16 protein-coding genes are annotated in these 20,265 nt (G+C 35.0%); 13 read left to right on the forward strand and 3 right to left on the reverse strand.

Translation table 11 applies throughout. The annotated features are described in order from the left end of the window. Positions 1 to 45: 45 nt before the first annotated feature. Positions 46 to 219, reverse strand: coding sequence for a hypothetical protein (locus tag MHH59_RS11400; protein WP_002031929.1), 174 nt, complete (start codon positions 217 to 219; stop codon positions 46 to 48). A 336-nt stretch (positions 220 to 555) separates the two neighbouring features. Between MHH59_RS11400 and MHH59_RS11405 the strand changes: the two genes are divergently transcribed. Next, positions 556 to 855, forward strand: coding sequence for an ArsR/SmtB family transcription factor (locus MHH59_RS11405; RefSeq protein WP_033730116.1), 300 nt, complete (start codon positions 556 to 558; stop codon positions 853 to 855). 63 nt (positions 856 to 918) lie between these two features. On the opposite strand, the gene MHH59_RS11410 is transcribed toward MHH59_RS11405, so the two are convergent. Further along, positions 919 to 1,104 carry a YkvS family protein gene (locus MHH59_RS11410; protein ID WP_002012762.1) on the reverse strand — a complete coding sequence of 62 codons (186 nt, stop codon included), beginning with the start codon at positions 1,102 to 1,104 and terminating at the stop codon, positions 919 to 921. A 651-nt stretch (positions 1,105 to 1,755) separates the two neighbouring features. Between MHH59_RS11410 and MHH59_RS11415 the strand changes: the two genes are divergently transcribed. From MHH59_RS11415 to MHH59_RS11460, 10 genes are all read left to right on the forward strand, one after another. Then, positions 1,756 to 2,958, forward strand: coding sequence for an L-lactate MFS transporter (locus MHH59_RS11415; protein WP_002127286.1), 1,203 nt, complete (start codon positions 1,756 to 1,758; stop codon positions 2,956 to 2,958). Positions 2,959 to 3,586: 628 nt separating this feature from the next. Continuing rightward, complete coding sequence (dhbA, locus tag MHH59_RS11420; protein WP_002127287.1) at positions 3,587 to 4,372, forward strand: 2,3-dihydro-2,3-dihydroxybenzoate dehydrogenase; 786 nt, start codon at positions 3,587 to 3,589, stop codon at positions 4,370 to 4,372. Positions 4,373 to 4,398: 26 nt separating this feature from the next. Continuing rightward, positions 4,399 to 5,598, forward strand: a complete 1,200-nt coding sequence (gene dhbC / locus MHH59_RS11425) for an isochorismate synthase DhbC (protein ID WP_002127289.1) — start codon at positions 4,399 to 4,401, stop codon at positions 5,596 to 5,598. 12 nt (positions 5,599 to 5,610) lie between these two features. Continuing rightward, complete coding sequence (locus tag MHH59_RS11430; RefSeq protein WP_340851223.1) at positions 5,611 to 7,227, forward strand: (2,3-dihydroxybenzoyl)adenylate synthase; 1,617 nt, start codon at positions 5,611 to 5,613, stop codon at positions 7,225 to 7,227. A 24-nt stretch (positions 7,228 to 7,251) separates the two neighbouring features. Further along, a complete protein-coding gene (locus MHH59_RS11435) occupies positions 7,252 to 8,145 on the forward strand; it encodes an isochorismatase family protein (RefSeq protein ID WP_002012770.1) in 894 nt (297 codons plus the stop codon). Positions 8,146 to 8,178: 33 nt separating this feature from the next. After that, a complete protein-coding gene (locus MHH59_RS11440) occupies positions 8,179 to 15,339 on the forward strand; it encodes an amino acid adenylation domain-containing protein (protein WP_098632273.1) in 7,161 nt (2,386 codons plus the stop codon). Continuing rightward, positions 15,336 to 15,560: an MbtH family protein gene (locus MHH59_RS11445; RefSeq protein ID WP_000184075.1), complete on the forward strand. Its 225-nt coding sequence runs from the start codon at positions 15,336 to 15,338 to the stop codon at positions 15,558 to 15,560. The genes MHH59_RS11440 and MHH59_RS11445 overlap by 4 nt, the downstream gene beginning before the upstream one ends. Next, positions 15,560 to 17,002, forward strand: a complete 1,443-nt coding sequence (locus MHH59_RS11450; RefSeq protein WP_002185912.1) for an MDR family MFS transporter — start codon at positions 15,560 to 15,562, stop codon at positions 17,000 to 17,002. Before MHH59_RS11445 ends, MHH59_RS11450 begins: the two co-directional genes overlap by 1 nt. Before the next feature lie 64 nt (positions 17,003 to 17,066). Next, positions 17,067 to 17,816 carry a 4'-phosphopantetheinyl transferase Sfp gene (gene sfp / locus MHH59_RS11455; RefSeq protein WP_340851224.1) on the forward strand — a complete coding sequence of 250 codons (750 nt, stop codon included), beginning with the start codon at positions 17,067 to 17,069 and terminating at the stop codon, positions 17,814 to 17,816. Positions 17,817 to 17,852: 36 nt separating this feature from the next. After that, positions 17,853 to 18,395 carry a hypothetical protein gene (locus tag MHH59_RS11460; protein WP_002012778.1) on the forward strand — a complete coding sequence of 181 codons (543 nt, stop codon included), beginning with the start codon at positions 17,853 to 17,855 and terminating at the stop codon, positions 18,393 to 18,395. A gap of 78 nt (positions 18,396 to 18,473) precedes the next feature. Here MHH59_RS11460 and MHH59_RS11465 read toward each other — a convergent pair whose 3' ends face one another. Continuing rightward, on the reverse strand, positions 18,474 to 18,746 hold the full coding sequence (locus tag MHH59_RS11465; RefSeq protein ID WP_002012780.1) for an HU family DNA-binding protein: 273 nt from the start codon (positions 18,744 to 18,746) through the stop codon (positions 18,474 to 18,476). A gap of 204 nt (positions 18,747 to 18,950) precedes the next feature. Between MHH59_RS11465 and MHH59_RS11470 the strand changes: the two genes are divergently transcribed. Together MHH59_RS11470 and MHH59_RS11475 are read left to right on the forward strand one after the other, a co-directional pair. Beyond that, positions 18,951 to 19,718, forward strand: a complete 768-nt coding sequence (locus MHH59_RS11470; RefSeq protein WP_002168438.1) for a DUF3891 family protein — start codon at positions 18,951 to 18,953, stop codon at positions 19,716 to 19,718. 14 nt (positions 19,719 to 19,732) lie between these two features. Next, positions 19,733 to 20,263 (forward strand): DinB family protein, encoded by a 531-nt coding sequence (locus tag MHH59_RS11475; RefSeq protein ID WP_002085719.1) that lies wholly within the window; start codon positions 19,733 to 19,735, stop codon positions 20,261 to 20,263. Positions 20,264 to 20,265: the final 2 nt, after the last annotated feature.

A 20,265-nucleotide genomic window follows, 5' to 3' on the forward strand; every position in this document is an offset into this window, starting at 1 on the left:
TAGTAGAGGCGGCATCTTTATTATTTAAAGGAATGAATGATGCAATTATGAATCATTTGAAGAAGGTGGCGTATTTGCCAAACGGTTATAACTTTTAAAGGCTGAAATTGCAGATATAACACCACCTGTTAAAAATAAAGCTGAACCACCAACTAAAATAATACGACTGACATACGTTTCACGAGCTTCTTCAACTTGTTCTTGTAACGGTGTTGGCATATAAAGTCCCCCTCAATAAGAATGTGTTTTGCAATAGTATATACAAATGCCTAAAATATGTTAAAATCACTGGATAGTATTATGAGGAAGTATATAGTTAGATGTGAATTGTTTGAAAAATCTTCATTATAAATTTATGCTAACTTCACATAGAGCACAAATTGAAATTGTATTATGTATATGTACCAAATAGATGAAATTGTATAGTATTGCTGTTTTTAAATAATCAAAATCCTATTATTTCTATATAAGGGTCTTAATTGTATATTTAGAGATAATATTTTATTTAGAAGCAGATTTTAATAAAAAGGAATTCAAATAAAAGGGGAATGTCTTATGACAACATATACGAGCGAGATAAAAAAAAGTTTAGTAACTGAAGAAGATGTGGATATTTTAAAAATAATGGCGCATCCAATACGATTACAAATTGTAAATGAATTAAGTGCACGCAAAACTTGTAATGTAACACAATTAACAGAAATATTGAATATTCCTCAATCGACTGTTTCGCAGCATTTATCAAAAATGAAAGGTAAAGTGCTAAGAGCTGAGAGAAGAGGGTTAGAAATTTATTATTATATTAATAATTTAAAAGCAAGCGAGATTGTTAGTGTTTTAGGATATGTAAATTAATGAATTGTTATTATACAAAATAGCCTCCGCTGTTAAGCAGGGGCTATTTTGTATTGTATTGTTTTATTTATTTGCATTTAAAATTTTATAGTTTTTATGATTTACAATTGTTCGGTCAAATTCAAAAGTACCACCGCTTACATCTGTGACTTCAACTAAGACCGATTCAGTGTATAGTTTTAGTACAGATGCTGTGATCTTTAAGTTATTTCGTTGAAATAGTATAGTATCGCCTACGTTTGCTTTCATAGTACCTCCTTATAAAAGTCAGAAATGTTTGTTTATTATATATATTAAACCACGTATAGATATATTAGTGAATGTTTAGTTTTATTTATCAATAAAATATTTGTTGTTTAGTAAAAATTAAAGTGCAACATTATGTAAATGAATTATATATTTTCTATTTTTATGTATAAAATTGTAAAAAAACGTTGTAATTCTGTATGTTTCGTTAAAAAACAAGATATATGGAAGTTAAAATGTATAAAAGATGGAATTTTTGATTACAAGACTATTAAATGATTTGTATCAAGAAATACAGACGCAACATGTTATAAACGTTGAAGAGTTAAATAAGAATAGGATAAGCAAAATATTGAAGTCCAGCCATGGATAATTCGATAATTTTTTTGGTAAAAGAGGATGTGAAAGCTCCGTAAGTCGTATTGATGTAAAACATTATAAAAACTACTACGTATTTAACAAGTAGTTTTTTGTATTTCACCCTTCGTTTTCTGTAACTGATTCCATATTTTTGACGCTCCATCTTGTAAGTGCTTACATAAGCGAAAACATCCTATACAATGAAGTTGTTAAGTCGAATGAGGTGGCGAAAATAAAAATAAAAAAAGCATATTTAGCGAATAGCATTGAAATAGAAAGAGGAGGAGAGATGGTATGAAAAAATCATCGGTTAATCCATGGCTTGTTGTCCTTGGAACAGTCATAGTACAAATGGGGCTTGGTACGATATATACATGGAGTTTATTCAATCAGCCCTTAGTGAGTAAATACGGTTGGAGTCTTAACGCTGTTGCTATAACTTTCTCAATTACTAGCCTGTCTTTAGCGTTTTCAACTTTGTTTGCGAGTAAATTGCAAGAAAAATGGGGACTTCGTAAACTTATTATGATAGCTGGACTAGCATTAGGAAGTGGATTAATACTTAGTTCACAAGCTTCCTCATTAATATTGCTTTATGTACTAGCAGGGGTTGTTGTAGGTTATGCAGATGGAACAGCATATATCACTTCATTATCCAATTTAATAAAGTGGTTTCCAAAGCGTAAAGGTTTAATTGCTGGTATTTCTGTCTCTGCATATGGTTCGGGTAGTTTAATTTTTAAATATATTAACGCACAGTTAATTGAATCAGTTGGTGTATCACAAGCGTTTATATACTGGGGTTTAATTGTTACAGCTATGATTGTCCTTGGCGCTTGTTTAATCCATCAAGCTGCAGATCAAGGAGCAGTTCATGAAACAAAAACTCAGGAATATACAACGAAAGAAATGTTAGGCACAAAACAAGTATACTTATTATTTATTATGTTATTTACATCATGTATGAGTGGCTTATACTTAATTGGTATGGTAAAAGACATTGGTGTTCAACTTGTAGGGCTTAGCGCAGCGACAGCAGCTAATGCGGTGGCTATGGTTGCAATCTTCAATACATTAGGTCGTATTATTTTAGGACCGTTATCAGATAAAATCGGCCGTTTAAAAATCGTTACTGGTACATTTGTTGTTATGGCAGCTTCAGTCTTGGTTTTAAGTTTCGTAGATTTAAATTATGGTATCTACTTCGTATGTGTAGCAAGTGTAGCGTTTTGCTTTGGTGGAAATATCACTATTTTCCCAGCTATCGTTGGTGATTTCTACGGTATGAAAAACCATAGTAAGAACTACGGAATTGTGTATCAAGGATTTGGATTTGGAGCGCTCGCTGGTTCCTTTATCGGTGCAGTTCTAGGTGGATTCAAACCAACTTTCATGGTGATCGGCGTATTATGTGTCGTATCATTTATTATCGCACTTTTAATCCAAGTGCCTAAGCAGAAAAAAGAAAAAGAAGAAGAGTATCGCAGTGTAGCGTAAGTATATAAATCTTCTTTAACACTATGTTTACTAAAAAGCACCCTATTTAATAGGGTGCTTTTTTATGAATTACAACATGTGAAATTTTCTAGAGGCAAAAAATGAGTAAAGTATCCGTTTGGATTATATTGGAATATCATAAATTGATATATTATATTCGAAATACTTATTAAATCTTAAATTATAAACACGACATGCATCGGTAATTGCAAGATATACTTTCTCGATATTTTCAGAAAAATGTTGAGAAAGTATATACTTGAGTTTTTGGTAAGGCTTTGTAAATGAAGGTATCTACAGTTTATCTTCTTCAATTTTAAAAAGAGGAGTACGAATTAAATTTTTTAATGTAAGTACTTATTAATGCTTTTAGATGTAATTGTATTGAGAAGTACTAAAATATTTTATCTGAAAAATAAAAATAGGTTGACAAGTTTATTGAGAAAGATTATCATTTCGGTGTAAGAATATTAAATGAAAAACATTATCAATGAATAATATTTTGATGAAAAGTACACTTGACCAATTAGTTTAGTAAGTGTATTATTTTTTACATTGATAGTGATAATCGTTATCATTATCGCTATTTGTTTAATTAGATTAATTTTCAAATGAAAGGATAGAGGAAATGAACTTAGGGGAATTTGATGGAAAAACGGTTTTAGTAACAGGTGCAGCTCAAGGTATAGGCAGTGTTGTTGCCAAAATGTTTTTAGAAAGAGGAGCTACAGTTATTGCGGTTGATCAAAATGAAGAGGGGTTAAACGTACTCTTAAATGAAAATGAATTAAATGAAACACGTATGAAAACATTTCATTTAGATGTGAGTGATAGTACTGCTGTTGAAGATATGGTAAACGGTATTGAAAATGATATAGCAACAATAGATATATTAATAAATGTTGCAGGGGTATTACGTATGGGACCGATTCACTCTTTAAGTGATGAAGATTGGAATAAAACCTTCTCTGTAAATTCTACAGGAGTTTTCTATATGTCTCGAGCAGTAAGTAAACATATGATGCAAAGAAGGTCAGGGGCAATTGTTACAGTTGGTTCAAATGCGGCAAATACTCCGAGAATGGAAATGGCTGCGTACGCTGCATCAAAAGCTGCAACGACAATGTTTATGAAGTGTTTAGGATTAGAGCTTGCAGCATACAATATTCGCTGCAACTTAGTTTCTCCTGGTTCTACTGAAACTGAAATGCAAAGATTACTATGGGCTGATGAGAATGGAGCTGAAAATATAATTGCTGGTTCTCAAAATACATATAGACTCGGTATTCCGTTACAAAAAATTGCACAACCTTCAGAAATTGCTGAAGCAGTATTGTTTTTAGCTTCTGATAAAGCGAGTCATATTACAATGCACAATTTATGTGTCGATGGCGGAGCTACATTAGGAGTTTAATAAAAAATTCAGGAGGTTTTAATACTATGAATGAACTTATAGCCGTAAAGGAACTGTCAGAAAAATTATTAGAAGATTATAAAACTGAATCTTCGTTCTTTTTCGCTTCACCAACTCGAACGATATTGACAGAAGGAGAGTTTACTACAGTAAAACATCATGAAATTGAAAGTTTTCCAGAACTTGTACAAGCGGTATTAAGTAATGCAAAACAAGCCGGAAATCCGAATCCTATCGTTGTTGGTGCTTTGCCTTTTGATCGTAGAAAAGAAGTTCAACTTATCGTACCAGAACATAGTAGAATTACTGAGCGTTTACAGTTAGAGACAACAAATGAGATAAAACGAAATGAGAAACTGACATTTGAAATGACACCGGTTCCAGCTCCTGAAGTTTATATGGATGGTGTGAAGCAAGGAATAGCAAAAATTCAGGACGGAGATTTAAGAAAAATCGTTCTATCTAGATCGTTGGATGTTAAGTCTTCCGAGAAAATTGATCAACAAAAACTACTTCGTGAATTAGCGGAACATAATAAGCACGGCTACACATTTGCTGTTAATTTGCCGAAAGATGAAAACGAGTACAGTAAGACGTTAATTGGAGCAAGTCCTGAATTACTTGTTTCACGTCATGGTATGCAAGTAATTTCTAATCCGTTGGCTGGCTCAAGACCACGAAGTGAGGATCCAGTAGAAGATAAAAGAAGGGCAGAAGAATTACTTTCTTCTCCAAAAGATTTACATGAACATGCGGTAGTAGTTGAAGCGGTTGCCGCTGCGCTTCGCCCTTACTGTCATATATTACATGTTCCAGAAAAACCCTCAGTTATTCATAGTGAAGCAATGTGGCATTTGTCTACGGAAGTGAAAGGTGAACTAAAGGACCCAAATACGTCTTCTTTAGAATTAGCAATTGCTCTTCATCCTACGCCAGCAGTTTGTGGAACTCCAATGGAAGAAGCGAGAGAGGCTATTCAAAAAATTGAGCCATTTGACCGTGAATTCTTTACAGGAATGTTAGGGTGGAGCGATTTAAATGGAGATGGCGAATGGATTGTTACAATTCGTTGTGCTGAAGTGCAAGAGAATACACTTCGCTTATATGCAGGTGCTGGAGTTGTTGCTGAATCAAAGCCAGAAGATGAGTTAGCAGAAACATCAGCTAAGTTCCAAACAATGTTGAAGGCTTTAGGGTTAAGAGATAATGCGCTGAATGAAAAATAGGGGGAAGAAAGAATGTTAATAGGTTATACGGAATGGCCAAAAGAATTTGCCAATCGCTATCGAGAAGAAGGGTGTTGGCTTGGAGAAACATTTGGTTCGATGTTAAAAGAACGTGCTGAAAAATATGGGGATCAAATTGCGGTTGTAAGTAGTAATACGCATATAACGTATAGTGAACTTGATAAAAAGGTAGATCGCTTAGCTTCAGGTTTACTGAATTTAGGAATAAAGAAAGAAGACCGAGTTGTAATCCAGTTACCTAATATTATAGAGTTTTTCGAAATATGCTTTGCGCTATTTCGCATTGGAGCACTCCCTGTTTTTGCACTACCTTCGCATCGCAGTAGTGAAATTAGTTATTTTTGCGAGTTTGGTGAAGCGAGTGCTTACGTTATTTCAGATAAGGCTCTCGGCTTTGATTATCGAAAACTAGCAAGAGAAGTGAAAGAGAAAGTTCCCGCTTTACAACATGTAATCGTAGTGGGGGAAGAAGAAGAATTCGTGAACATAACTGATCTTTATATGGATCCGATTCCGTTACCAGAAGTTCAGCCAAGTGATGTTGCGTTTCTCCAATTATCAGGAGGGACGACAGGACTTTCTAAATTAATTCCTAGAACACATGATGACTATATTTATAGTTTACGTGTTAGCGCTGACATTTGTAATTTAAATGCAGAAAGTGTCTATATGGCAGTTCTTCCAGTAGCACACAATTACCCGATGAGTTCTCCAGGGGCATTTGGAACTTTCTATGCCGGTGGAAAAGTAGTATTGGCAACTGGAGGTAGTCCAGATGAGGCATTTGCTCTTATAGAAAAAGAAAAAGTTACGATTACAGCGCTCGTTCCACCATTAGCAATGATTTGGCTTGATGCGGTATCTTCCCGTAATAACGATTTATCAAGCCTGCAAGTTATTCAAGTAGGCGGTGCGAAATTTAGTGCCGAAGTTGCGAAGCGTATACGCCCTACATTCGGATGTACGTTACAGCAAGTGTTCGGTATGGCGGAAGGGTTAGTAAATTACACAAGACTAGATGATCCAGAAGAAATCATTATTCATACACAAGGTAGACCGATGTCTACATTTGATGAAGTTCGAGTTGTTGATGAACATGATAATGATGTTAAGCCTGGTGAAGTAGGTAGTTTATTAACAAGAGGGCCATATACAATTCGTGGCTATTATAAAGCGGAAGAGCATAATGTAAGATCATTTACAGAAGATGGTTTTTATCGCACAGGTGATCTTGTAAAAGTAAATGAACAAGGTTACATCATTGTAGAAGGAAGAGATAAAGATCAAATTAACCGTGGTGGTGAGAAGGTTGCTGCGGAAGAAGTTGAAAATCATCTATTAGCACATGATGCAGTACATGATGTAGCAATTGTATCTATGCCTGACGATTATTTAGGAGAACGCACTTGCGCTTTTGTTATCGCTCGTGGACAAGTCCTAACTGCAAACGAATTAAAAATGTTCTTAAGAGAACGTGGTATAGCAGCTTATAAGATTCCAGATCGAATTGAATTTATTGAATCATTCCCACAAACAGGTGTTGGAAAAGTAAGCAAAAAAGAATTACGTAAAGTCATTGCTGAAAAACTTATTACAGTAAAACAATAATAAAAATCGGAAGGAAGTGATTAGATGGCTATCCCATCTATTTCAGTATATAAAATGCCAATTGAATCAGAACTACCAAAAAATAAAGTGAATTGGACGCCAGATCCGAAACGTGCGGTTCTTCTAATCCATGACATGCAAGAATATTTTCTTGATGCATATAGCGATAAAGAATCGCCAAAAGTAGAACTAATTTCAAATATTAAGGTGATAAGAGAAAGATGCAAGGAACTTGGTATACCAGTTGTTTATACAGCACAACCTGGTGGACAAACGTTAGAACAACGAGGGTTATTACAAGACTTTTGGGGTGACGGTATTCCTGCTGGACCAGATAAAAAGAAAATTGTCGATGAGCTTACTCCAGATGAGGATGATATATTCCTAACCAAATGGAGATATAGTGCATTTAAAAAGACGAATCTATTAGAAATTTTAAATGAGCAGGGAAGAGATCAACTTATTATTTGCGGTATTTATGCGCATATTGGCTGCCTTTTAACAGCTTGTGAAGCATTTATGGATGGTATAGAGCCATTTTTTGTAGCAGATGCAGTTGCTGATTTTTCACTAGAGCATCATAAACAAGCATTGCAGTATGCATCAAATAGATGTGCAGTAACGACATCAACAAACTTACTATTAAAAGATTTACAAAGTGTAAAAAGCGATGAGAGTGAAGGAATCACTTTACAGAAAGTACATGAACTAGTTGCACAACTACTCCGTGAGCCAGTAGAGAGTATTGAAGTTGATGAAGACTTATTAAATAGAGGACTTGATTCGGTCAGAATTATGAGTTTAGTAGAGAAATGGCGTCGCGAAGGGAAAGAAATCACTTTTGCAGATTTAGCAGAACGTCCAACTGTTGATGATTGGTACCGTTTACTATCTTCACAAGCAGCACAAGTGCTGTAACAAATAGACTACATAATAAAGGGGTAGTAAAGAATGCCTAATAGTCAAAAGATTCGTCATTCGTTATCATCTGCGCAGTCTGGTATGTGGTTTGCGCAACAATTAGATCCGCTTAATCCGATTTATAATACTGGGGAATATATAGAAATAAACGGAAATATTAATCATGAAATTTTCGAGTTAGCTGTACGTAAAGTGGTAAAAGAAGCAGAAGCACTTCATGTTCGTTTCGAAGAGGATGAAATTGGCCCATGGCAAGTTATTGAGGAATCGTCAACGTTTCATATGCATTTTATTGACGTTCGTAAAGAAGAAAATCCTGAAGAAGCTGCTAAAGTATGGATGAAAAATGATTTATCTGTACCGATAGATTTAAAAGAAGATAAATTATTTACTGAAGCACTTATTCAAGTTGAAAATAATCGTTTCTTTTGGTATCAGCGCATCCATCACATTGTGATGGATGGCTATGGATTTTCACTTCTTAGCCAAAAGGTAGCGAATGAGTATACATCACTTATAGAAGAAACAAATAAGAATGAAAAGCCATTTGGTTTTCTTGCAAAAATTGTACAAGAAGATAATGAGTATCGTGAATCTAAACAATTTCAGGAAGATCGTACTTTTTGGCTAGAAAAGTTTGCAGATGAACCGGAAGTTATAAGTTTAGCAGAACGAGCGCCGAGAACATCAAATGGATTTTTACGAGAAACTGCTTATCTATCAAATGCTAGTACAAAAACTTTACTAGAAGATATTAATATTTCGTTAACGAGTTGGCCCGAATTTGTTGTAGCCGTAACGAGTATTTACATGCATAAATTAACAGGTGCAAATGATATTGTTTTAGGTTTACCGATGATGGGGCGTCTTGGTTCTGTATCTATTCATACACCAAGCATGGTAATGAATTTAGTTCCACTTCGTCTAAAGTTAACTCCAAATATAACTTTTGCAGAATTAATACAGCAAGTTTCTAAAGAAATTCGAGACGTACGTCGTCATCATAAATATCGTCATGAGGAATTAAGAAGAGACTTAAAGTTACTAGGTGAAAATCAAAGGTTGTTTGGGCCGTTAGTGAATGTTATGCCTTTTGATTATGGGCTTAACTTTGCTGGGAATCGTGGTATTACACATAATTTATCAGCAGGACCTGTTGATGATTTATCGATAAATGTATATAAACGTTTCGATGAAAATGAGTTAATGATTCATTTTGATGCGAATCCGGAAGTATATAACGGCGCGGAACTAGCATTGCATAAAGAAAGATTTATGAGTCTATTAGAATTAGTGATAAATAATTATCATAAAGACGAGCCGATTGGAAAAATAAACATTACTCTTCCTGAAGAAAATCATAAAGTTTTATTGGAATGGAATGAAACGAAGAAAGCTGAAGAGCTAATTAATCTACCTATATTATTTGAAAAACAAGTACAAAAAAATCCAAATAAAATAGCAGTTACTTGTAACGGGATAAAACTTACGTATAAAGAGCTAAATGAACGAGCGAATGAACTAGCACACTATTTATTAGAAGAAGGAATAGAAGTAAATCAGTTTGTAGCCTTAGTATTTCCAAGATCAATAGAAATGGTAGTTAGTATGCTAGCAGTTCTAAAGGCTGGTGCAGCGTATTTACCGATAGATCCAGAATACCCAGCCGAGCGAATTCATTATATAGTAAATGATGCAAATCCAGTTTGTATCATAACACATTCATCTGTTTCATCTACTTTAGTTATAGAAAATGATATTAAAGAAATCATATTAGATAGCGAAGAAACGAAAATAGCGTTAAAAACATATTCTCATATGAATCTACCATTTAAAAATGATGAATCACTTTTAAACCAAGCTTATACAATTTACACTTCAGGATCAACCGGAAATCCAAAAGGTGTAATTGTTACTATGAAAGGTTTAAGTAACTTCTTATTAGCTATGAAAGATATGTTTTCATTAAATGAAAACGATCATTTATTAGCAGTTACAACGTTTGCGTTTGATATTTCTGCTCTAGAAATTTATTTACCTCTTATTAGTGGTGCAAGTTTAACAATTGCACAAAAAGAGGTAATCCAAGAGCCTTCTGCATTAACGACATTGTTACAAGAAGAAAGAGCGACAATTATGCAAGCTACACCGACGCTCTGGCAGGCGTTAATAACTGAATATCCAGAGAGGTTACAAAGGCTAAACGTACTCGTTGGCGGTGAAGCTCTTCCGGCACATTTAGCAAATAAATTAAAAGAATTAGGTTGCTCTATAACTAACTTATATGGACCAACTGAAACGACTATTTGGTCTACTTTCATGAATATTGATGACAGTGAAAATGGTATACCTCCTATTGGAAGACCAATTTGGAATACAGAAGTGTACGTTTTGGATGCAGGGTTACAGCCTGTTCCACCTGGAGTTATCGGTGAATTATATATTGCAGGAGAAGGACTTGCGAACGGATATTTAGGAAAACCAGCGTTAACGGCTGAACGGTTTGTTGCAAACCCTTATGGAAAAGCTGGAGCACGTATGTACCGCACAGGTGATCTTGTGAAATGGCGTAAGGATGGTGTGTTAGAGTACATTAGTCGCGCAGATCATCAAATTAAAATTCGCGGTTTCCGAATTGAATTAGCTGAAATTGAAACGGTATTACAACGACATGAAAATATACAACAAGCAGTGGTAATGGTACGAGAAGATCGTCCAAATGATAAACGAATCATTGCGTATATCGTTGCCGAAGAGAAGGAAATGATTCATCTTTCAGAAATTCGCTCTTATGTTTCAGAAAGTTTAGCGAATTATATGGTACCATCAGCATTTGTTGTGCTAGAAGAATTACCATTAACACCAAATGGTAAGGTTGATAGAAAGAAATTACCTGCTCCTGATTTTAATGGAATGAACAATGAGAGAGTTGCTAGAAATCCGAAAGAAGAAATACTATGTGATTTATTTGCAGAAGTACTTGGTGTTTCGCGAATTAGTATAGATGATAATTTCTTTGAAATGGGCGGCCATTCGCTTCTTGCATCTCGTTTAATGGCAAGAATTCGTGAAACGTTAAGTGTAGAATTAGGAATCGGAAAGCTATTTGAATCACCAACTGTTGCTGAATTAGCGAACCAGTTGGATCGTGCAAAAAGCGCAAGACCAGCTATTAAGAAAGTAAGTAGGCCAAATGAAGTTCCACTTTCATTTGCACAGCGCAGGTTATGGTTCTTAAATTGTTTAGAAGGTCCAAGTCCTACTTATAATATTCCGTTAGTCATTCGTATGTCTGGAAAATTGAATGAGGAAGCACTGCAAGGTGCCTTTTATGATGTAGTTGAGAAACATGAAACACTTAGAACGATTTTCCCGAATTCACTTGGCAGTTCATATCAAAGAATTCTAGAAATGGATAAATTGAATTTAAAAATGATTATAACAAATACATGTAAGGATGAATTAGAAAGTACACTGTCTGAAGCTGTAAGATATAGCTTTAATCTTGATATCGAACCAGCAATTCGTTTGCAACTTTTTAAAGTGAGTGAAAACGAACATGTTTTACTAATTCTTTTGCATCATATTGTAGGAGATGGATGGTCATTACAAGCGTTAACGAGAGACTTTACAGCGGCTTATAAAGCACGATGTCAAGGTGATAGTGTTCAACTAGAAACCCTTCCAGTTCAATACGCAGATTATTCACTATGGCAACAACAGCTATTAGGTGATGAAACAAAACCAGACAGTATTATTTCAACACAATTAGATTTTTGGAAAGAAGAGTTAAAAGGTTTACCAGATCAAATGGAGTTACCTACAGATTATCAGCGCCCAATTGAAACTAGTTATCGCGGGGAAACAATTCATTTTCATTTAGATGAAGGTATGCATAGTAGGTTAGTGGAGCTCGCTCGTAAAAATGGAGTTAGTTTGTTTATGGTGTTGCAAGCAGGACTAAGTGCCTTATTTACAAGATTAGGTGCTGGAACTGATATACCATTAGGTAGTCCGATTGCTGGAAGAAACGACGATGTACTCACGGATATAGTTGGTTTATTTGTAAATACATTAGTGTTACGCACAAATACATCAGGAGATCCAAGTTTTAAAGAATTATTAAATAGAGTGAAACAGGTAAACCTTGCAGCTTATGAAAATCAAGATGTTCCATTTGAACGACTTGTTGAAGTGTTAAACCCAGTACGAACTCGAAATAGTCATCCGCTGTTTCAAGTTATGTTAGCTTTCCAAAATACGCCAGAAGCAACGTTTAATGTACCGGATTTAGAAGCAAGCCTTGAAATTCAAAGTGTTGGTTCTGCAAAATTTGATTTAACATTTGAAATTAGCGAGAGTAACAGAGTTGATGGTACTCCAAACGGCTTATACGGATTGTTAGAGTTTAGTACCGATTTATATAAACGTGAAACGGTTCAAAAACTAATAGAACGATTCATTCTATTATTAGATGATGCAGAGAAACATCCGGATCAATCAATTGGTAGATTAGAAATATTAACTTTAGCAGAGCGAAATACAGTTTTAGAAAAGTGGAATGGTGGTTTTCAAATTGTACCTGAAATGACATTGCCACAATTATTTGAAAAGCAGGCTCATGTAAATCAAAATTCTATTGCTGTCGTCTTTGAAGATGAAAAGCTAACTTATGAAGAGTTAAATAGAAAAGCGAATAAAATAGCTCGTTTGTTAATAGCGAAAGGAATCGGTCCTGATCAACTTGTTGCTTTAGCGATGCCGAGATCTTTAAATATGGTTGTAAGCTTACTTGCTGTTCTTAAAGCTGGTGCGGGATACCTTCCGTTAGATCCGGATTATCCGTCAGATCGTATCTCATTTATGCTACACGATGCGAAACCATCATGTGTTTTAACAAATTCAGATGTGGAAATTGAATGTGATGAAGCACTAAAGATTTTAGTTGATGATGTGAACGTAATAGAAGAAATTGAGAAATATAGTGAAGACAATATAGATGAAATGGAGCGCATGAAGCCGTTATCTCCTTCACATATTGCTTACGTTATTTATACGTCAGGCTCAACAGGTAGACCGAAAGGGGTTATGATACCTCATCAAAATGTAGTAAGACTTTTAGGAGCAACTGATCATTGGTTCCAATTTGACGCAGACGATGTGTGGACGATGTTCCATTCATACGCTTTTGATTTCTCGGTTTGGGAAATTTGGGGACCTTTATTATATGGAGGGCGTTTAGTTGTAGTACCACATACTGTAAGTCGCTCGCCGAAAGAATTTTTACAACTGCTTGTTAAGGAAAAGGTGACTGTTTTAAACCAAACTCCATCAGCGTTCTATCAATTGATGCAAGCAGATCGTGAAAATGAAGAGATTGGTCAAAAATTATCTTTACGATATGTTGTTTTTGGAGGAGAAGCACTTGAACTAAGTCGATTAGAAGATTGGTATAGTCGTCATCCTCATAACTCACCGAAGCTTATTAATATGTACGGTATAACGGAGACGACGGTACATGTTAGTTATATTGAATTAGATGAGAGCATCGTCTCTTTACGAGCAAATAGTTTAATCGGGTGCAGTATACCGGATCTTAAAGTATACGTATTAGATAACTATTTACAACCGATGCCACCTGGAGTAGTTGGAGAAATGTATGTTGCAGGTGCAGGACTGGCTCGTGGATATTTAGGAAGAGCAGGATTAACTGCTGAACGTTTTATCGCAGATCCATTTGGGAAGCCAGGTACAAGAATGTATCGTACAGGAGACCTAGCGCGCTGGCGTCAAGATGGGACGTTAGATTATATAGGACGTGCAGATCATCAAATTAAAATTCGTGGATTCCGAATTGAATTAGGGGAAATAGAAGCGGTAATAATGAAACATCCTAAAGTTGAACAAGTAGCAGTTATTGTACGGGAAGATCAACCAGGGGATAAACGATTAGTTTCTTATATAGTCGCATCAAATAATGAAACGATTGATACGAATGAAATGCGTCAGCATGCAGGAGGTAGTTTACCAGATTACATGGTTCCGTACGCTTTTGTAGTAGTAAATGAGTTACCTTTAACTCCAAACGGTAAATTAGATAGAAAGGCATTGCCAGCTCCAGAATTTATTGCATCATCTTCTAGCCGCGGACCAAGAACACCGCAAGAAGAAATGTTATGCGACTTGTTTACAGAAGTTTTAAGTGTGTCTCAAATTGGAATTGATGACGGATTCTTTGATCTTGGTGGTCATTCACTTCTTGCAGTGCAGCTGATGAGCCGTATTAAAGAGGCACTTGGGGTTGAACTGAATATCGGAACTTTATTTGCAGCACCTACTGTTGCAGGTCTTGCTGAAAGACTTGAAATGGGGAATGGTCAAAGTGCACTTGATGTGTTGCTTCCATTACGAGCAAGCGGAGATCAATTACCACTATTTTGTGTACATCCAGCAGGTGGATTAAGTTGGTGCTATGCAGGACTTATGAAATCTTTAGGAACAGATTATCCAATCTATGGTGTACAAGCACGTGGTATCGCTGAAAATGAAGAACTTCCAAAAAGCTTAGAGGAGATGGCGGCGGATTATTTAAAACACGTTCGTGAAATACAGCCTCACGGACCATATCGTTTACTCGGATGGTCGCTTGGAGGAAATGTTGTTCATGCTATGGCGGCGCAACTTCAAAATGAAGGGGAAGAAGTAGAATTACTCGTTATGCTGGATTCGTATCCTGGTCACTTCTTACCGAATACGGAAGCACCTACTGAAGAAGAAGCGTTAATCGCATTACTTGCTTTAGGTGGATATGATCCAGATAACATGGATGGTAAACCACTTACTATGGAAAGTGCGGTTGCAATACTTCGCAAAGATGGAAGTGCATTAGCAAGTCTTGAGGAAGAGACTATTTTAAACTTGAAAGAAACATATGTAAATTCAGTAGGGTTGTTAGGGAAATACGTGCCAAAAGTTTATAACGGGGATATTTTATTCTTTAGATCTACTGTTATACCAGACTGGTTTGATCCTATTTCTCCAAATACGTGGCTAAATTATTTAGACGGGGAAATCGTGCAGCATGACATTGATTGTAGACATAAAGATTTATGTCAGCCAGGTCCACTTACAGAAATTGGACAAGTGCTAGCGAAATATTTGCAGAATAAGAAAGGGGTAAGTAAAGTATGACGAATCCATTTGAAAATGATAATTACACATATAAAGTATTAATGAATGAGGAGGGCCAGTATTCTCTCTGGCCTGCCTTTCTCGATGTACCAATTGGATGGAATGTCGTACATGAAGAAGCTAGCAGACAAGTTTGCTTAGAATACGTTGAAGTTAACTGGAATGATTTAGAGCCGAAAAAAAATCAAATTAGCGAAAAAATATTAGTAGGAAAACAATAATGAAAGTAAAAATAAATCCAAAAGTAGTTGTAAGCATCGTTTATATAACAGCGATGTTTATGGCTGCGATGGATGCAACGATTGTGAATGTAGCACTGCAAACGATAAGCAAAGAACTGCAAGTGCCCCCATCTGCAATGGGGACTGTAAATGTTGGGTATTTAGTTAGCTTAGCTATTTTCCTTCCGATTTCTGGTTGGTTAGGAGATCGCTTTGGTACGAAAAAAGTATTTTTAACTGCCCTTTTCGTTTTTACAATTGCATCTGCACTATGTGGAATTGCTAATGATATTACTTCATTAAATATTTTTCGTATCATTCAAGGTGCTGGTGGCGGACTTTTAACACCAGTCGGGATGGCGATGTTATTCCGAACATTTTCACCAGAGGAAAGACCAAAAATTTCTCGATTTATTGTACTTCCAATTGCTGTAGCACCAGCGATCGGACCAATTATTGGCGGTTTCTTTGTAGATCAAATGTCTTGGCGCTGGGCATTTTATATTAATCTGCCGTTTGGTATCATTGCGTTGCTATTTGGACTTCTATTTTTAGCAGAGCATATTGAAAAATCGGCTGGTCGTTTTGATTCTCTCGGTTTTGTTCTTTCAGCACCAGGTTTTGCGATGCTCATCTATGCACTCAGTCAAGGCCCGTCAAAAGGTTGGGTTTCTCCAGAAATAATTAGTATTGGGATAGCTGGGATTGTATTACTTACATTGTTTATTATTGTAGAACTTAAAGTAAAGCAACCGATGTTAGATTTGCACTTATTAAAAGAACCGGTCTTTAGAAAAATGAGTCTTATTTCGTTGTTTTCATCAGCTGGTTTACTAGGAATGTTATTTATTTTTCCGCTTATGTATCAAAATGTAATAGGAGTTTCCGCGCTGGAATCGGGTCTTACTACATTCCCAGAGGCGATTGGATTAATGATTTCTTCGCAGATTATACCATGGTCATATAAGAAATTAGGAGCTCGAAAGGTAATCTCTATTGGATTAGTAAGTACAGCGGTTATCTTTATTTTATTAAGTTTTGTAAATCATGATACGAATCCATGGCAAATTCGGGCACTATTGTTTGGCATTGGTATTTTCTTAGGTCAATCTGTCGGTGCGGTTCAATTTTCTGCTTTTAACAATATTGCACCACCTTCTATGGGGAGAGCAACTACTATATTCAATGTGCAAAACCGATTAGGATCTGCAATAGGAGTTGCTGTTTTAGCTAGTATACTATCTGGTTTTGGAAGTAATAACGTACAGAATAATGCACAATCAGATTTTTTACCATATCAAGCAGCATTAATTGGATCAGCAATATTTTTACTCATAGCATTACTATTTTCTTTACGTATTTCTGATAAAGAGGTAATGTCAAAGAAGAATAAAAAGCCGTTATCTGTATTACAAAAAGAGAAAGAAGTTGTAAATGAATGAGTTGCAGCATGCTAATACTCTTTTGAAATAAAGTAATATTGGCATTTAAAAGGAGAGAGTTTACATGATAGAGAGTAAAGTTGTAGATTCTGTACCAACCCTTAATGAGAATAGTTGTCAAATATGGTGGGCAAGAATTTCAGATTTACAATCATGGCATTGCAATTTACTAAATGATGTAGAGCGAGAGAAAGCAAATTCATATCATCATTCGGCAGACCGTGCGCGTTTTATAATAGGTTGTGTAATTAGTAGATTAGTACTTGGAAAGGTACTTTCTATGTCGCCAGTTCAAGTGCCAATTGATCGAATGTGCCCAGTATGTAAATTACAACATGGCAGACCACAGTTACCAGAAGGGATGCCGCAAATATCAGTCTCACATTCGGGTGAGTGGGTTGTTGCTGCATTTACTAAATCTGCACCTGTGGGTGTTGATGTTGAGCAAATGAATCCAAATGTAGATGTTATGAAAATGGCAGAGGGCGTATTAACAGACATTGAAATAGCACAAGTTATGAAATTACCTGATGAGCAGCGACTAGAAGGATTTTTAACATATTGGACTCGAAAAGAAGCAGTGCTGAAAGCGACAGGTGAAGGACTATTGATCCCACCAGTAGAAATTACAGTATCAGCTCCAAATGCCCCTCCAAAATTGTTGATTTTTAAAGATAGACAAGAGTTAGCAGAAAATACAATGATGGAAGATGTAAGACCTAGTTTAGATTATATGGCTTCCATTGCAATATTTAGTAAAGAAGTAACTGAAATTACGCAGTTAGACGCGGGATTGCTATTAAATCATCGTTAATTTTTAATAAAATTTCTTATAGAAGAGGTGTTCCTCATGTTAGTAGCGGAAAATAGAAAAACTGAATTAACTTATAATGTACAGGCAATTAAAGATATGTTGTTTTCTAGAAATACGTCATCTATTCTAGCTTTAGAAAAACTTGTAAAAGATACAGTTCAGTTTGATGTACTTGAACAGGAAGCGCTCGATAGACAATACATTCCGAAAGAAGCAAAGAATTTCTTTGATAAAAACGGAACATTTCTTTATCGCGTATCTAATGTTAGTTATAAAGGTAAGGTGTTATCTGAAAATCTAATTTTTGCAGACACTTCGTTTTTACCGGATACAATAAAGAGTGAATTAGAGAGTGGAAATATTCCTGTTGAAAACCTTATAGAAAAGATGGAAGTAAGAAGAAACGTATTATATGAAGGATATCAGCCATCTGGAAATATTATCGAATTGTTTGATGGATGTTCTGTTGCGGCGAATGTTTATCCAACTAGAAAATATCAAATTGTAAGTAACTGCAAATGTGTATTTTATATTTGTGAAGTGTATCATGCAGAGAATATAAAGGAACTGCTTAAATAAGAAATAAACAATAAACAATAAATAATAAACAATAAATAATAAACAAGAAACCAGCCTATAAAATGGCTGGTTTCTTGTTTATTTAACAGCTTCTTTTAATTCTTTTCCTGCTTTAAATGCTGGAACTTTACCAGCAGCAATCTGAATTTCTTCTCCAGTTTGCGGATTACGCCCTGTACGAGCAGATCTTTCACGCACTTCAAAAGTTCCAAAGCCGATTAGTTGCACTTTATCGCCAGATTGTAATGCATTAGCAATTGTGTCAAATACGGATTGTACAGCTGCAGAAGCATCCTTTTGAGAAATATCAGCTGATTGTGCTACATTTTTAACTAATTCTGTTTTGTTCATGTTTTCACCTCATAAAAATTTTTTTAGAATGAATGTTTTAGTATAATGGTTAGTAAAGATAAAGCTAACTTTGTGATTAGAAAGAATGCTGTATGTTTATGTTAATTTCGTTGAAAGAAACTGAATCCCTGCTAATATTTAGGGATTAATTAAGAATTGATGCATACAACAAGCTGTAATATGAGGATGAGGGGGAATATACGGATGATTTTTCGTGAAAAGAATGAGAAAGAAAGTATATTAATTCGTCAACATGATCATGGTTTTTTAGCTGGTGAAATTGCAAGACATATAATAGAAGATTTTTTTGAAGATAAAATATACTTAAAAGAGACAATTGATGCTATATATGAGCATGATAGAGGATGGATAGAGCTTGATAAAGTACCAATTTTGAATGATACTAAAAATATTCCATATACATTTATGGATTGTCCAAGTTCATTACGCTTTGTTTTTTATACGATTGGTTTGAATGCAATTGAAGAGTCAAATCCATACGGGGCGCTACTTTGTAGTAAGCACTTTTTATCATTTTCATTAAATGAGGAAGATGAAGAGATGATGTCTTTTTATAAAAATGAATTGGAACGACAAAAAAGAATTTTGAAAACGTTAACAAAAGAACAATATGCGATGTTTGATAAACATTATAGATTATTAAAGTTTTGTGATGAACTTTCTTTATATGTATGTATGAATAAACCTGGTGTAAAAAAGAAAGATGAAATTGATTTATTTAAAGATGGTTTTGAAGGAACAGAAATGTTTAATAGTAAGGGGGAGAAGCCTATTCAAGCTGAATGGGTGGATGAAGAAACAATTCAAATTACATCGTTTCCATTTAAAACGGAATTTTATACATATGTAAAATATAAAACTATAAATAAACATGAAGTTAAAGAAAAAGGGATTGTAAAAGCTGATAGAGAATCGGAAATGAAGAAGCAAAACATTCGTTTCATACAATAAGGAGGAGATTTAGATTGAAAGATTACATGTTAAAACAGTTTGATTACCATGCTTGGGCTAATACACGATTATTCAACCGACTAAAAGAGTTACCAAACTATGAGACAATTTTTAATGAACAGATACAGAGTGTATTCCCATCAATTAAGGATACTTTTGTACATATTTATATTACAGATCAAGTGTGGTTACACATATTGCATGGTAAAAGTATGAGTGAAGTAATACAAGACCGAGAAAAATTACGAAAACAAATCGAAACTAAATCGTTACATGAATTAGAAAAAATGTTTGAAAACATGGCAAATCAATATAAAGAATTTTTAAGTAGAATACAAGACGTAAATACTGTATTTGTTATTGAGAACCCATATGCAGGTGCATTAGACACTTCCATTTTAGAGTTAGTGCAACACGTCGTAAATCATGGTACATATCATAGAGGGAATATAACAGCAATGATCCGTCAACTTGGTTATTCATCTACAATGATGGATTTTGTACTTTATTTACATATGGTTCAGGAGGGAAAGGAATTGAAATAGAG

The sequence above is a fragment of the Bacillus sp. FSL E2-0195 genome (assembly GCF_038003645.1).
Lineage (GTDB): Bacteria > Bacillota > Bacilli > Bacillales > Bacillaceae_G > Bacillus_A > Bacillus_A mycoides.

What these genes read in the sequence shown, in the direction of transcription:
- MHH59_RS11400 (WP_002031929.1), bottom strand. Translation starts at nt 219, where the DNA reads ATGCCAACACCGTTACAAGAACAAGTTGAAGAAGCTCGTGAAACGTAT.
- MHH59_RS11405 (WP_033730116.1), top strand. Translation starts at nt 556, where the DNA reads ATGACAACATATACGAGCGAGATAAAAAAAAGTTTAGTAACTGAAGAA.
- MHH59_RS11410 (WP_002012762.1), bottom strand. Translation starts at nt 1,104, where the DNA reads ATGAAAGCAAACGTAGGCGATACTATACTATTTCAACGAAATAACTTA.
- MHH59_RS11415 (WP_002127286.1), top strand. Translation starts at nt 1,756, where the DNA reads ATGAAAAAATCATCGGTTAATCCATGGCTTGTTGTCCTTGGAACAGTC.
- dhbA (WP_002127287.1), top strand. Translation starts at nt 3,587, where the DNA reads ATGAACTTAGGGGAATTTGATGGAAAAACGGTTTTAGTAACAGGTGCA.
- dhbC (WP_002127289.1), top strand. Translation starts at nt 4,399, where the DNA reads ATGAATGAACTTATAGCCGTAAAGGAACTGTCAGAAAAATTATTAGAA.
- MHH59_RS11430 (WP_340851223.1), top strand. Translation starts at nt 5,611, where the DNA reads ATGTTAATAGGTTATACGGAATGGCCAAAAGAATTTGCCAATCGCTAT.
- MHH59_RS11435 (WP_002012770.1), top strand. Translation starts at nt 7,252, where the DNA reads ATGGCTATCCCATCTATTTCAGTATATAAAATGCCAATTGAATCAGAA.
- MHH59_RS11440 (WP_098632273.1), top strand. Translation starts at nt 8,179, where the DNA reads ATGCCTAATAGTCAAAAGATTCGTCATTCGTTATCATCTGCGCAGTCT.
- MHH59_RS11445 (WP_000184075.1), top strand. Translation starts at nt 15,336, where the DNA reads ATGACGAATCCATTTGAAAATGATAATTACACATATAAAGTATTAATG.
- MHH59_RS11450 (WP_002185912.1), top strand. Translation starts at nt 15,560, where the DNA reads ATGAAAGTAAAAATAAATCCAAAAGTAGTTGTAAGCATCGTTTATATA.
- sfp (WP_340851224.1), top strand. Translation starts at nt 17,067, where the DNA reads ATGATAGAGAGTAAAGTTGTAGATTCTGTACCAACCCTTAATGAGAAT.
- MHH59_RS11460 (WP_002012778.1), top strand. Translation starts at nt 17,853, where the DNA reads ATGTTAGTAGCGGAAAATAGAAAAACTGAATTAACTTATAATGTACAG.
- MHH59_RS11465 (WP_002012780.1), bottom strand. Translation starts at nt 18,746, where the DNA reads ATGAACAAAACAGAATTAGTTAAAAATGTAGCACAATCAGCTGATATT.
- MHH59_RS11470 (WP_002168438.1), top strand. Translation starts at nt 18,951, where the DNA reads ATGATTTTTCGTGAAAAGAATGAGAAAGAAAGTATATTAATTCGTCAA.